General features: G+C 70.2%; 12 protein-coding genes. 5 read left to right on the top strand and 7 right to left on the bottom strand.

Translation table 11 applies throughout. From position 1 onward, the window contains the following. Positions 1-38 precede the first annotated feature (38 nt). Positions 39-587, top strand: a complete 549-nt coding sequence (locus tag ACZ5V4_RS12335) for a lytic transglycosylase domain-containing protein (protein ID WP_464315156.1) — start codon at positions 39-41, stop codon at positions 585-587. On the opposite strand, the gene ACZ5V4_RS12330 is transcribed toward ACZ5V4_RS12335, so the two are convergent. The 5 genes from ACZ5V4_RS12330 to fba all read right to left on the bottom strand — a co-directional run bounded on the left by ACZ5V4_RS12330 (position 588) and on the right by fba (position 5,969). Then, positions 588-1,541, bottom strand: coding sequence for a hypothetical protein (locus ACZ5V4_RS12330; RefSeq protein WP_464315155.1), 954 nt, complete (start codon positions 1,539-1,541; stop codon positions 588-590). Between the two features lie 187 nt (positions 1,542-1,728). Beyond that, positions 1,729-2,148: a response regulator gene (locus ACZ5V4_RS12325; protein WP_464315154.1), complete on the bottom strand. Its 420-nt coding sequence runs from the start codon at positions 2,146-2,148 to the stop codon at positions 1,729-1,731. Position 2,149: 1 nt separating this feature from the next. Next, the gene (locus tag ACZ5V4_RS12320; protein ID WP_464315153.1) at positions 2,150-3,802 is read right to left on the bottom strand and encodes a response regulator; all 1,653 of its coding nucleotides are present in this window, start codon (positions 3,800-3,802) and stop codon (positions 2,150-2,152) included. Positions 3,803-3,958: 156 nt separating this feature from the next. After that, positions 3,959-4,948, bottom strand: coding sequence for a type I glyceraldehyde-3-phosphate dehydrogenase (gene gap / locus ACZ5V4_RS12315; protein WP_464315152.1), 990 nt, complete (start codon positions 4,946-4,948; stop codon positions 3,959-3,961). A 97-nt stretch (positions 4,949-5,045) separates the two neighbouring features. Then, complete coding sequence (gene fba, locus ACZ5V4_RS12310; protein WP_464315151.1) at positions 5,046-5,969, bottom strand: class II fructose-1,6-bisphosphate aldolase; 924 nt, start codon at positions 5,967-5,969, stop codon at positions 5,046-5,048. Between the two features lie 199 nt (positions 5,970-6,168). On the opposite strand from fba, the gene rbr reads away from it, so the two are divergent. Further along, entirely contained in the window at positions 6,169-6,744 is a 576-nt protein-coding gene (rbr, locus tag ACZ5V4_RS12305; RefSeq protein ID WP_464315150.1) for a rubrerythrin, read from the top strand. Here the strand turns inward: rbr and ACZ5V4_RS12300 are convergent. Further along, positions 6,734-9,358 carry a hybrid sensor histidine kinase/response regulator gene (locus ACZ5V4_RS12300; RefSeq protein ID WP_464315149.1) on the bottom strand — a complete coding sequence of 875 codons (2,625 nt, stop codon included), beginning with the start codon at positions 9,356-9,358 and terminating at the stop codon, positions 6,734-6,736. The two genes, rbr and ACZ5V4_RS12300, sit on opposite strands and share 11 nt — an antisense overlap. Then, complete coding sequence (locus tag ACZ5V4_RS12295) at positions 9,355-10,383, bottom strand: diguanylate cyclase domain-containing protein (RefSeq protein WP_464315148.1); 1,029 nt, start codon at positions 10,381-10,383, stop codon at positions 9,355-9,357. The genes ACZ5V4_RS12300 and ACZ5V4_RS12295 overlap by 4 nt, the downstream gene beginning before the upstream one ends. A gap of 130 nt (positions 10,384-10,513) precedes the next feature. Between ACZ5V4_RS12295 and ACZ5V4_RS12290 the strand changes: the two genes are divergently transcribed. Genes ACZ5V4_RS12290 through ACZ5V4_RS12280 form a run of 3 tightly spaced genes read left to right on the top strand, consistent with a single transcriptional unit; the run spans position 10,514 to position 12,302 of the window. After that, entirely contained in the window at positions 10,514-11,110 is a 597-nt protein-coding gene (locus ACZ5V4_RS12290) for a hypothetical protein (protein WP_464315147.1), read from the top strand. A 27-nt stretch (positions 11,111-11,137) separates the two neighbouring features. Beyond that, positions 11,138-11,458: a carboxymuconolactone decarboxylase family protein gene (locus tag ACZ5V4_RS12285; protein WP_464315146.1), complete on the top strand. Its 321-nt coding sequence runs from the start codon at positions 11,138-11,140 to the stop codon at positions 11,456-11,458. A 13-nt stretch (positions 11,459-11,471) separates the two neighbouring features. Further along, complete coding sequence (locus tag ACZ5V4_RS12280) at positions 11,472-12,302, top strand: AraC family transcriptional regulator (protein ID WP_464315145.1); 831 nt, start codon at positions 11,472-11,474, stop codon at positions 12,300-12,302. Positions 12,303-12,449: the final 147 nt, after the last annotated feature.

Here is a 12,449-nt window from a genome sequence, read left to right as displayed (position 1 = left end):
GCGCTTTACAAACCGTCCCTCATCTGCGAGCCAGGGGCATGCACAGACTCCTCGCCCTGCTCCTGGCCCTTTTCCCCCTGTACGCCCTTGCCGCCGAGCCGCAGGCCGGCGAGCACGTGCCCGGAGCCTACGAATTCAAGGTGCCCCAAGGCTCGACGCCCGCGCAGAGAAAAGCCTGGATCAGGCAGGCCTCGGCCAGGCACGGGCTGGACCCGGCCCTGGTGCAGGCCGTGATGGAGGTGGAATCGGGCGGAGACGAGAAGGCCGTGTCGCCCAAGGGCGCGCAGGGGCTCATGCAGATCATGCCGGGCACGGGCAGGGAGTTGGGCCTCGGCGACCCCTTCGACCCCACGGCCAACATCGACGCGGGCAGCCGCTACCTGGCCGCCCAGCTCAAGGCCTTCGGCGACGTGCGCCTGGCCCTGGCCGCCTACAACGCCGGGCCCGAGGCCGTGCGCAAGTTCGCGGGAGTGCCGCCCTACCCGGAGACGCAGGCGTACGTGGCCGCCGTGTCCGGCCGCTACATCAGGCTGAAGACCGGCGGGAGCATCGAGGCCCTGGTGAAGAAGGCCCTGGAAGGCAAGTGATCAGGCCGAGGCGGCGGCCCGTTCCCGCGCGGCCGCCCAGCGCGAGAGCGCTGCCGTGACCACCAGCGAGAACGCCAGGCGCGCCCCGAGCGTTCCCCAGGGGCTCGCGCCGATCAAGGCGAGGAGCAGCGTGTCCTCGATGAGCGCGTGCGACAGGCTCATGAGCGACACGGCCGCGAACACGTCCTTTTTCGGGATGTGCCCGGCCCTGGTCTCGTGGATGATCAGCCCGCCGCCGTAGGTCAAGCCCATGGTCATGCCGATCACCGTGACCGTGGCCGCCGTGGGGCCTATGCCCATGAGCTTGAGGAACGGCGAAAGGAGCATCTCCAGGAGCTTCGTGAGCCCAAGCGCGTTGAGCGCGCGCATGAGCCCCATGAGCGCCAGGATGATGAGGAAGATGTAGCCCAGGTTCTTGAGCTCCCCGTATGCCCATCCGGCCAGGGAGGCCTCCTGCGGGGGCGGCAGCCAGAGCATGGCGGCCGGGCCTTGCAGGTACCCGCCCCCGTCCAGCACGAGGTGCGTGAGCCAGGCGCAGCCGAGCCCCCCGGCCACGCGCAGCAGGTTCTGCCCGAGAAAGCTCACCCCGCAGCGCTTGGTCACCTGGCCTTCCACCAGCAGGTTGTGCGCGATGAGCATGAGCACGCCAAGCACCGTGACCTGCGCCACGCTGAGCTGGCCCATGTCCTGCGAGAGGGCCTGGAACACGATGAGCCCGGCGTAGATGTTGGAGAGCATGGCCGTGGCCCAGGCCAGGCCCATCCCGGCGGGCAGGCCCACCAGCTCCATGAGCGGCCCCAGCGGCGCGGCCAGGTATTCGATGGCCCCCAGCTCCTTGAGGACCTTCACCACCACGATGATCGGGATCATCACCTTGAAGAGCGCCAGGCTGGCCCTGACGGCGTCGCGTGTAAGCCCGGTCACGGCTGCGACTGGGCCGGTGGTCTTGGTCATCCGAAAAGTCCTTGTCCGGCGGGTTCGGGCGGAGCCTAGCAGCCGTTGAAGAAGCGTTATTTTGCAGCCTGTTCAAAACAGCTCGCTGGCAAGGCGCAAGAAAAAGTCAAGCCCGATGCGTATTTCACATACGTGAGGGTTTGACTTTTTCTTGCAACGCAGCCAGCGAGAGTTTTTCAACAGGCTGCTAGGCGAGCCTCGGGCCCAGGGCCTTCAGTATCTTCTGCTTGAGCACGGAGCCGTCCATGGGCTTGATCATGAAGTCGGTGACGCCGAGCTTCATGGCCTCGGTCACGAGGGTCTTGTCGGGCACGCCGGTGATCATGATGAAGGGCGTGGACGCGTAGCGTTCGTGCCCGCGCATGCGCGAGAGAAGCTCCAGGCCGTTGAGCCCGGGCATCACCCAGTCCGCCACCACAATGTCCACGGGCTTTTGCTCGAGCACGGCCCAGGCCTCCTCGCCGTTGCCCGCCTGGAACACGCTTTTCAGGCCCAGGGGCTCGAGGATGCCCTCAATGACGCTGCGTATGATCGGGGTGTCGTCCACCACCAGCAGGCTGGTCTCGGCGAGCACCCGCCTGATGCGTTGCACGGTCTGCACGTCCATCTCAAAACTCCGTTCCAGCGCCCGGGGAGCCCTTGCGTCCCAGGGCTTCCCCGATGCGCGCGAAGAGATCATGCAGGAGCGCGTCCAGTTGCGCAAGCGTCCGCTTGGCCGGACCCGTCTCGCCCCCGGCCAGTTGCTCCTCGAGCCGTCCGGCCAGTGCGCCCGCCCCGTGGGCCGCTATCCCGGCGGCCGCGCCCTTGAGCCCGTGGGCCATGATCCAGGCCCCGCGCGCGTCCCCGGCCTCGAGCAGCGCGGAGATGCGCGCGCACGCGCCCCTGAAGTTCTCCGGAAAGGCGGCCAGCATCCGGGCCAGCAGGGCCTCGTCCCCGTCGAAGAGCGCGAGCGCCCGGGCCATGTCCACGCCGTCCACGCCGGGCAGAGAAGACGAAGCCGGGATAGGGGCCGGGAGCGCGGCGCCGGCGGGCGGGAGGGCTGGGCGCGCGCCCCCGGGCGGGAACAGGCGCGCGGCCTCGGTCATGAGCGCGGCGCGCGTCACGGGCTTCGCGAGGTAGCCGTTCATGCCCGCCGCCAGACACTCCTCGCGCCCGGCTCCGCCGCCACCGGCCGAGACGCCGAGCACGGGCAGCTCCCGGCAGCGCGGGTTGGAGCGGATGGCCCGCGCGGCTTCCAGGCCGTCCATCCCGGGCATGCGCACGTCGATGAGAGCCAGGTCCGGGCCGTGCTCCAGGACGGCGAGCACGGCCTGCACGCCGTCCTCCGCCTGCACCACCGAGGCCCCGGCCCCTTCGAGCACCGCAGTGAGCAGCTCGCGGTTGAAGGCGTTGTCGTCCGCCACCAGCACGCGCAGGCCGGAAAGCTCCGCGCCGCCCGCGTCGCCGCCTCCGGAGCCCTTGCCGCCGCGCCTCGCAAGCCCCAGGCCCAAAAGGGCCGGCACGCCGCCAAGGGCGAACGCGCCCGCAAGGCCCGTCCGGGCCGGGCCGCCTCCTGGCCCGTCCAGGGAGATGCGCCAGGCCCCGATGGGCGCGCCCCAGGGGTCGCAGGCCAGGCCCACGCCCTCCAGGCGTCCGCCCCCGAGCGCGCGCACGGCCACCGGGACCCCGCTGGCGGGCGCGGGCCGGGCCACGTCGATCAGGCCGATGTCCACGGGCAGGCGGCGAAGGTCCAGCCAGGCCGCGTCCAGGGAGGCCTCGCGGCCGAGTTCCGCCGTTTCCCCGGCGTCCAGAAGGTGCGCCAGCACAAGCGTCCCCCCGCCCGGCCCGGGCAGGGGCGCGGCCGCGAAGAGCACCGGCCCGGCCGCGGTGAGCACGATCCCGGAATCGGCGGGATTTCGCTCCCGGCTCGTGACGCCGTAGAGTTCGAGGAGTTCGGCCAGTTCCAGGGAGAACGCCGGGGCGTGCGCGAAGGCGCGCGCGATCCGGCCCGAGGCGTCGGCCAGGAGCACGGCGTCCGCGCCCCCGGATTGCGCCGCACCTGGGGACCCGTCAGCGCGGGCCATGTCCGAGGCCTGCGCGCGCAGGGCGGACAGGCGCGCGCCCAGCGCGGCCTGGAGCCGGTCCATGCCGTGGAGCAGCCCGACCCGGGCCGCTTCCCCGGCGCGCGAACGCTCGGCGCTCCACAGCCCGCCAAGGGCGCAGGCCAGCGCCAGCAGCGCCGCCGCGAGGCCCAGGATTGTCTTCGTTCTGCGCGCTTTCACTGTCGTGTCACCAAGCCCTCGGCCGCCCCCGGACACCTCCCGGGCGCGGTCTGCGAAGTGAAACGCGCCCCGCTCCGGACGTTCCGGGCGGGGCGCGGCGGATGTCAGCAGGCGTGGCGGAAGCCCTTTGCGGGCCTTCCGCCGGGACGCGGGCCTTTAGCCCTTGTCCACCACCATCCGGATCAGGCGCACCAGCTGGTGGGTGAATCCGGCCTCGTTGTCGTACCAGATCACCACCTTGAGCATGTTGCCGTCGAGCACGGTGGTCAACAGGCCGTCAACCACGCCGCCGTGGGTGTCGCCCAGGTAGTCCACGGAGACCAGGGGCTCCTCGGTGTAGCCCATGCTCTCGGTGGCCTTGGATTTGAGGAGCTCGTTGACGCCTTCCTTGGTCACGGGCTTCTCCATCTCGCAGGTCAGGTCCACGATGGAGCCGTCGGCGGTGGGGACGCGGATGGAGTAACCGTCCAGCTTGCCCTTGAGTTCGGGCAGCACCAGGGTGGCGGCGCGGGCGGCGCCGGTGGTGGTGGGGATCAGCGAGACGCAGGCGGCGCGGGCGCGGCGGGGGTCCTTGTGGGAGCCGTCCAGGATGCGCTGGCTCATGGTGTAGGAGTGGATGGTGGTCATGAGCCCGTGCTTGATGCCGTAGGCGTCGTTCAGCACCTTGACCACCGGGGCCAGGCAGTTGGTGGTGCAGGACGCGGAGGAGACGATGGAGTGGGAGGCCGGGTCGTAGTCGTGGTCGTTGACGCCCATGACCACGGTGCAGTCCGGGTTCTTGGCCGGGGCGGAGATGATCACCTTTTTGGCGCCGCAGGCCAGGTGCTGGGAGGCCTTCTCGCGGTCGGTGAACTTGCCCGTGGTGTCCACCACGATGTCGATGCCCAATTTGCCCCACTCCCACTCGCCGCCGGGCTGGCGGGTGACCAGGATCTGCTTGCCGGCCACGGTGATGCCGTGCTCCCAGGTGCCTACCTCGCCCTGGAAGGTGCGGTGCACGGAGTCGTACTTGAGAAGCCTGGCCAGCTCGGCGTTGTTGGCCCGGGCGTTGATCACCGCCACTTCGAGGTTCTTGTCTCCGGCAAGAATCCTGGTCAGGTAGCGGCCGATGCGGCCGAATCCGTTAACGCCAATCTTGGTCGCCATGTATGCCTCCTTGGTGCGCGCGACGCGCCCGAAATGAAGTGTAACGGACAAGGGGCGCGGCCCCTTTCCGGCCGCGCCCCCGAAGTTCGGTTTCCGATCAGGCCTTGCCCGAGCAGCCCAGCACGTTGCGGATCTTGTGGGCCACCATGTCGCGCACGGCGTCGCGGGCGGGGCCCAGGTACTGCCTGGGGTCGAAGTGCTCGGGGTTCTCGTCGAAGTACTTGCGGATCACGGCGGTCATGGCCAGACGGATGTCCGTGTCGATGTTGATCTTGCACACGGCCATGGACGCGGCGCGCCTGAGCATCTCCTCGGGCACGCCCTTGGCCCCGCCGACCTTGCCGCCGTGGGCGTTGGCCATCTCCACGAACTCCTGGGGCACCGAGGACGAGCCGTGCAGCACCAGGGGATAGCCGGGCATGAGCTTGCCGATCTTCTCCAGGCGCTCGAAGTCGAGCTTGGCCTCGCCCTTGAACTTGTAGGCCCCGTGGCTGGTGCCGATGGCGATGGCCAGGGAGTCGCAGCCGGAGCGCTCCACGAACTCCACGGCCTGGTCCGGGTCGGTGTAGACGCTGTGCTCGGAGCTGACCTCGTCCTCCACGCCGGCCAGGCGGCCGAGCTCCGCCTCCACGAACACGCCCTGGGCGTGGGCGCATTCCACCACCTGCTTGGTGAGCGCGATGTTCTCCTCGAAGGGCAGATGCGAGCCGTCGATCATCACCGAGGTGAACCCGGCCTTGATGACCTTCTGGCAGATGTCGAAGTTCTGGCCGTGGTCCAGGTGCAGCACCACGGGCAGGCCGGTGTCCTGCATGGCCGCTTCCATGAGCTTCATGATGTAGTTCTCGCCCGCGTACTTGCGGGCCCCGGCCGAGACCTGGAGGATGAGCGGGGCGCGCTCCTGGTTCCCGGCGGCGATGATGCCCTGGACGATCTCCATGTTGTTCACGTTGAACGCGCCGACGGCGTAGCCTCCGGCGTAGGCTTTCTCGAACATTTCCTTGGGGGAAACCAAAGGCATGACGCTCTCCTCCTTGCGGGATGCGGGCGGATGTTTCTTATGCGGGAAAGGCGGGTGAAAAAATCGCCGCGATAGCGCGTAAATATAGCCTCAGGAACCGTTTTTTGTCAACGAAGGGAGGGGTTTCCGCCGCCCCGGCGGCGCGTGGCGAGTTGACTTGGCCACTTATTTTGATCACTTGGGAGACTGGAGGTGACCCATGCCCGACATGAAAGGCTCCCGCACCGAAAAGAACCTGCTCGCGTCCTTCGCCGGGGAGTGCCAGGCCAGCGTGCGCTACGGCTTCTACGCCAAGCAGGCTCGAAAGGAAGGCTACGTCCAGATCGCGGCCATCTTCGAGGAGGCCTCCGAGCAGGAGCGCGCCCACGCCAGGCGCTTGCAGAAGCTCATGGGCGAGGCCGAGGCCGAGGTGAGCCTCGCGCTGCGCTCCTCGCTTGGGGGCACGACGCTCGAAAACCTGGAGGAGGCGGCCGGATGCGAGGCGCGCGAGGCCACCGAAGACTACCCGGCCCACGCCGCCGCGGCCCGGGAGGAGGGCTTCGCCGAGGCCGCCGCGGTCTTCGCGGCCCTCGCCGTGGCCGAGGCCGGGCACAGGGAGCGCTTCCTGGCCCTGGCCGGGAACATCCGCCAGGGCAGGGTGTTCGCCAGGCAGGAGCCCGTGACCTGGCGCTGCCGCCACTGCGGCTGGACCAGGCACGCCACCGCCGCGCCCGAACGCTGCCCGGCCTGCGCCCACCCGCAGGCGCATTTCGAGATCGCCGCGTCTAACTGGTAGCGTCCGGCTGGCCCGTCAGGGCCGCGGCCAGGGCCTGGGGGGCCACGGGGCGCTGGAGCACGGCGTCCACCACGCCCAGGAGCGACCCGGCCTCGGCCCTGTCCGAGAGGAGCACCAGGCGCACGTCCTCGCGCACGGCCCGGCACGCCTTGAGGAAGGCCCGGCCGGACATGCCGTTCAGGTCCTCCCCGGCCAGCACCGCGTCGAAGAGCCACGGCACCTTGGAGAAGGCCTTGAGCGCCCTGGAGGCGTCGCGCATCATGGTCACCTTGAAGCCCAGGTCGGAAAGCTGCATGCCGAGCGCCCGGCGCGAGAAGGCCTGGGCGTCCACCACCAGGGCCCTGCCGCCGTGGGCCCGTGCCGCGCCCTGGGTCGAGTCCGCCAGGGGCAGGAAGACCTCGAACAGGCTGCCCCGGCCCAGTTCGCTCTCCACGCGCACGCCCCCGCCCAGGGACCTGACCGCGCCGTAGACCATGGCCAGGCCCATGCCCGTGCCCTCCCCCGGCTTCTTGGTGGTGAAGAACGGGGTGAAGATGCGCCTCATGAGGCCCTTGTCCATGCCGTGGCCCGCGTCCTCCACCGAGAGCACCGCATACTCGCCCGGGGCCAGGCCGTCCGGGGCGTGGGCGTGGGCCGCTCCCGCCGTCCTGCGGGCGAGGCCCACAGCCAGCCTGCCGCCCCGGTCCCGCATGGCGTGCAGGGCGTTGTCGGCCAGGTTCACCACCAGCTGGTGCACGATGCCCGGGTCGGCCATGACCTCGAGCCCCTCCCCGCCGTCCTCGAAGCTCAGCTCCACGTCCGGGGGCAGGGAGCGCCTGACTCCAGCCAGCGTCTCCCTCACGATGCCGTTCAGCGAGATCCTGGATGTGCGCAGGTCCCCCCTGCGGCTGAAGGCCAGGATCTGCTTGATGAGCTGCCTGGCCCGGCCCCCGGCCTGGATGATCTCCTCCAGGGGCCTGCGCAGGATGTCGCCCTCCTGCAGGAGCTGCATGCCCACCTCGGCGTTGAGCAGGATGGGCGTCAGGATGTTGTTGAAGTCGTGGGCGATGCCCCCGGCCAGGGTGCCCACGGCCTCCAGCTTCTCGGCGCGGCGCAGGCGCTTCTCCAGGCGGGTCACGTGGGCCACGTCGCGAAGGAGCGCCACGGCGTTGGTCACCCGCCCGGACTCGTCGCGCAGGGGCGAGAAGATGGCCTCGGCCACGATGGGCTCGCCCCCGGGCTTGAGGTCGGTCACCGGCCCGCTCCACTCCCTGGCCTCGGTGAGCGCGCTCATGATGTCGCGCACGGGCATGGGGCGGCGCCCCCTGCCGAAGAAATCGAAGAAGGCCGACCCCAGCACCGCCGAGCGGTCGAGCCCGGTGATCCTGGTGAAGGCCGGGTTGACGTACTCCACTCCCCAGGTGCCGCCCGTGAGGATGGCCACGCCCTCGGCCGCCTGCTCCACGGCCGTGGCCAGGAGCATGCGCTCGGACTCGGCGCGCTTCCTGGCCGTGATGTCGCCAAGCACCCCCTCCACGCGCACGATGGCCCCGTTGCCGCCGCGCACGGCCCAGGAGCTGGCCGACACCCACAGGGGCGAGCCGTCGCGGCGGCGCACCCGTATCTCGCTGCGCTCCACGAAGCCCGTGGCCGCCAGCTCGCGCATGACGGCGTCGCGCTCGGCCGGGTCGTGGTAGACCTGGGTGCGGATGTCCGTGACGCCCTCCACCAGTTCCCTGGCCGAGCGGTAGCCCAGGATGGAGGCCAGCGCCGGGTTGACCCAGAGGAAGCGGCCATCCATGGTGGACTGGAACATGCCCTCGGTGCTGTTCTCGTAGAGGCTCCTGAGCCTGGCCTCGGATTCGGCCAGGGCCCGCTGCGCCCTCACGCTCTTGGTCACGTCGCTGACGATGGCGAAGAGCACGTCGCGGTCGGCCACGCGGATGCGGCTCACGCGCATCTCCACGTCGCGGTAGCCCCCCCCCGCGCAGAGGTGCCTGCAGGGCCTGCCCTGGCAGCACTCCGCCCCTTCGCGCCAGAAGGACGTGTCCGCGCATTCGGGCCTGCCCGGGCAGAGGTCGGCCAGGGCCATGGAGCGCAGGGCGCCCAGGTCCCGGCCGTAGAACCCGAGCGCCGCGTCGTTTGCGTCGAGTATGCGCATGGTCTCCGGCTGGAGGATGAGCATCACGGCGGAATGCTTGCGGAACATGGCCTCGAAGAGCGCGGCCTCGCTGCGGCGGGCCTCCTCCAGGCTCTTGCGGTGCTGCACGTCGTAGGCGCAGCCCACGATCTCCAGGGGCTCGCCGTCCGGGCCGCAGCGCAGCACCAGCTGGTCGCGCACCAGCCGCCAGGAGCCGTCCTTCACGCGCATGCGGTACTCGCGGCTGACCTCGCCGGACGCGAAGAGCGTCTCGAAGGAGGCCCGCACGGCCGGCTCGTCGTCGGGGTGCAGGCTCTTCCACCATATCTCCGGGTCGGCCAGGAACTCGGCCGGGGTGTAGCCCGTCTCGCGCTCCACGTTGGCGCTGACGCTGGTGGCCCGGAGCGTCTTGGGGTCCACGGTGAAGAGCACCACCGGCCCGCGCGCCAGCGAGCGCCCGGGCGCGGATCGGCCCGCCTCGATGAGGCTCCTCATAGGTCGTGCGGCCCGGGCCCGGCCTCGCGGGTCAGGCTGGAGTGGAAGGCGAAGCTCGAGCGGATGTGGTTCTTGACGTAGTACATGGCCGCGTCGGCCTTGCGGATGAGCTCCCAGGGGTCGAGCCCGTCGTCGGGGTAGAGGCTGATGCCGATGCTCGCGCCCGGGCCCTTTTCCCCGCCCAGGCTGTCGTAGGGGCGGCACACGTCGCGGATGACCTTGCGCGCCACCTCGGCCGCGCCCGCCTCGCCCTTCTGGCCCGGCAGCACCACCACGAACTCGTCCCCGCCCACGCGGGCCACGGTGTCCGAGGCGCGCACCTGGCCCTGGATGCGCGCGGCGGCCTCCTTGAGCACCTCGTCGCCCACGGCGTGGCCCAGGCGGTCGTTCACGGGCTTGAAGTTGTCCAGGTCCACGAAGAGCACGGCCACCTTGGCCCCGTCGAGCCGGGCGGCCTCGGTCACCCGCGCCAGCCGGTCCATGAGCAGCATCCGGTTGGCCAGACCCGTGAGGGGGTCGTGGAGGGAGGCGTGCATGGCCTTCGCCTCCATGTTCTTGGCGTTGGTGATGTCCTGGATGATGCCGTCGTAGAAGTTCACGCTGCCGAAGGCGTCGCGCCTGAGCACCGGGGTGTTGCGCACCCAGCGCACGGAGCCGTCCTTGTGCAGGATGCGGTGCTCCATGGGGCCGGTGTCCTCACCGCGCAGGAGCCGCTGGGCCTGCTCGAGCACGGAGGCGCGGTCGTCCTCGTGGATCATGGAGTACCAGAGGTTGGGGTCCCGGGCGAACTCGGGCGGGGTGAACCCGGTCACGGCCGCGCAGCCCGGGCCGTGGGCGGTGTGGGCGGCGCGGCCCTGCTCCACGCGCACGGTGTAGACGTAGTCGCTGACGGTCTCCAGGAGCTTGCGGTAGCGCTCCTCGGATTCGCGCACGGACCGCCACGCCTCCTCGAGCCTCTCGGCCCGAAGCCTCAGTTCGCCCAGTTCGGCGAGGAGCTCTTCCTGGTTCCTGCACGACTCGCTCATGATCCTCTTCTTGCTTGAACGTCGCCACCGCGTCAACACGCCGGACCGCCTCCCTGCCCGTCGCCGCGCTTGCTGGCGATGGTGCGCCAGGATAGGAACACCTCTTTCACCACAGCAGGGAGCATCCGGCATGACCGGCGCAGACGAACTCCTCCAACGGTCCGCGCGCATGAGCGCCCAGGCCCGGCAAGTGCTCGAGGACACCCAGGCCCTCGAAATCTGGCGGCAGGCCGGGGCCACGGCCAACCTCGTGGGCTCGCTCAGGACCGGGCTCATGATGACGCGGCGCGACATCGACATCCACGTCTACTCCTCGCCCTTCACCGTGGAGGCGAGCTTCGCGGCCATGGCCCGGCTCGCCGCGAACCCCTCGGTCAAGCGCATGGAGTTCCTCAACAGCATGGACACCGGCGAGATGTGCCTGGAGTGGCACGCATGGTGTCTCGACAGGCAGGGCGAGATGTGGCAGCTCGACATCATACACATCATGGACCAGTCGCCCTACGCCGGGTATTTCGAACAGGTGGCCGACCGGATCGCCGCGGCGCTCACGCCCGAGACGCGCCTGGCCATCCTGGCCATCAAGCGGGACATGCCCCCGGACGCGGGCGCCATGGGCATCGAGGTGTACAAGGCCGTGATCGAGGACGGAGTCAGGGACCTGGAGGGATTCCTCGACTGGAAACGCTCCAGGCCCGCAACCGAAATACTGCGCTGGATGCCCTGAGCGGGCCAGGCGCAACAGGAGTCAGCCATGAAGGACGAACTGAAGCCCAGGCACTACGAACTCATGCGCGCCAAGTACCCCGCCTGCATCGACGCCGTGGAGGCCCTGGGAAAGGCCGTGCGCGACGCGGGCCCCCTGGACGAGAAGACCATCCTGCTCGTGCAGCTGGGAGCGGCCGCCGCCGCGCACTCCGAGGGCTCCGTGCTCTCCCACGCGCGCCGGGCGGTCAAGGCCGGGGCCACCCTGGAGGAGATCTACCACGCCCTCTTGGGCCTGACCTCCACCATCGGCTTCCCCACCGTGGCCGCCGCCGTGAGCTGGGTGCGCAAGAACCTGGAAGACGAATAGGACGGACAGGACCATGGCCGCGCCCCGATGCGCGAACACCTTCACCCGCGACCCAGACCTGCCCTTCCTGGAATCGCGCGATTCGCGCATCCAGGGCGCGCCCTTCGGCCTGCACACCCACGAGACCTTCTCCGTGGCCGTGGTGGAGGAGGGCTCGACCATGATGGACTGCCGGGGCGGGCGCTGGCCCGCCGGGCCGGGCACGCTGGTCTTTTTGCCCCCCGGGGAGCCGCACGCCTGCAACCCGGACCCCGGCGCGCAGCTCAAGTACCGCAAGTTCTATTTCGACCCGGACTGGTTCCGGCCCTGCCTGGAAGGGGCCGGGGCCGTCCCTGGCGGCCTGGACGCCGGAGGTCCGGCCCTGGTCGACGACGAGGGCGCGGCAAGGGCCTTCTCGCGCTTCGCCCAGGCCCAGGACGCGAAAGCGGGAGCGGCCGCCAAGCTGGCCCTGCTCGAGGAGGCCCTGGGGCTTCTCCTGCGCTCGCCCCGGGCCACGGCCGTATGCGGCCAGTCCGCCCGGGCCGAGCGCCTGGCCGCGCTGGACGCCGCCCGGCTGATCGCCCAGGACCCGGCGCACGGCGTGCCCCTGCGCGAGACCGCCCGGGCCGTGGGCGTCTCGCCCTGCCACCTGCCGCGCATCTTCCGCCTGGCCCTGGGCGTGACCCCCGGGGCCTACCGCGCGCAGAAGCGCGTGGAACTGGCCAAGCGCCTGCTGGCGGACGGGGCGACCATCGCCAGCGCGGCCGCGGAATCCGGCTTCACGGACCAGAGCCACTTGAACAGGGCCTTCAGGCGCTACGCCGGGGCCACCCCCGGGCAGTACCGGGCCGCCTCCGGCGGCTAGTGTGGCGCCCGCCAAACAAGCGTACATTTATTTTGTGGATAATAATTTGAAATAGTTATTCTTATCCCTGAGGGGCATGTTCATGCCCTTCAAGGGCGCGACGCCAGGAAAAGCGCGCCCGCGCAATTTCATCCAAGAAATCCCGGC

It is taken from the genome of Fundidesulfovibrio sp. YSD1 (assembly GCF_055397115.1).
Note: the sequence above shows the minus strand (reverse complement) of the source record. Positions and strands in the feature narration are given on the sequence as shown.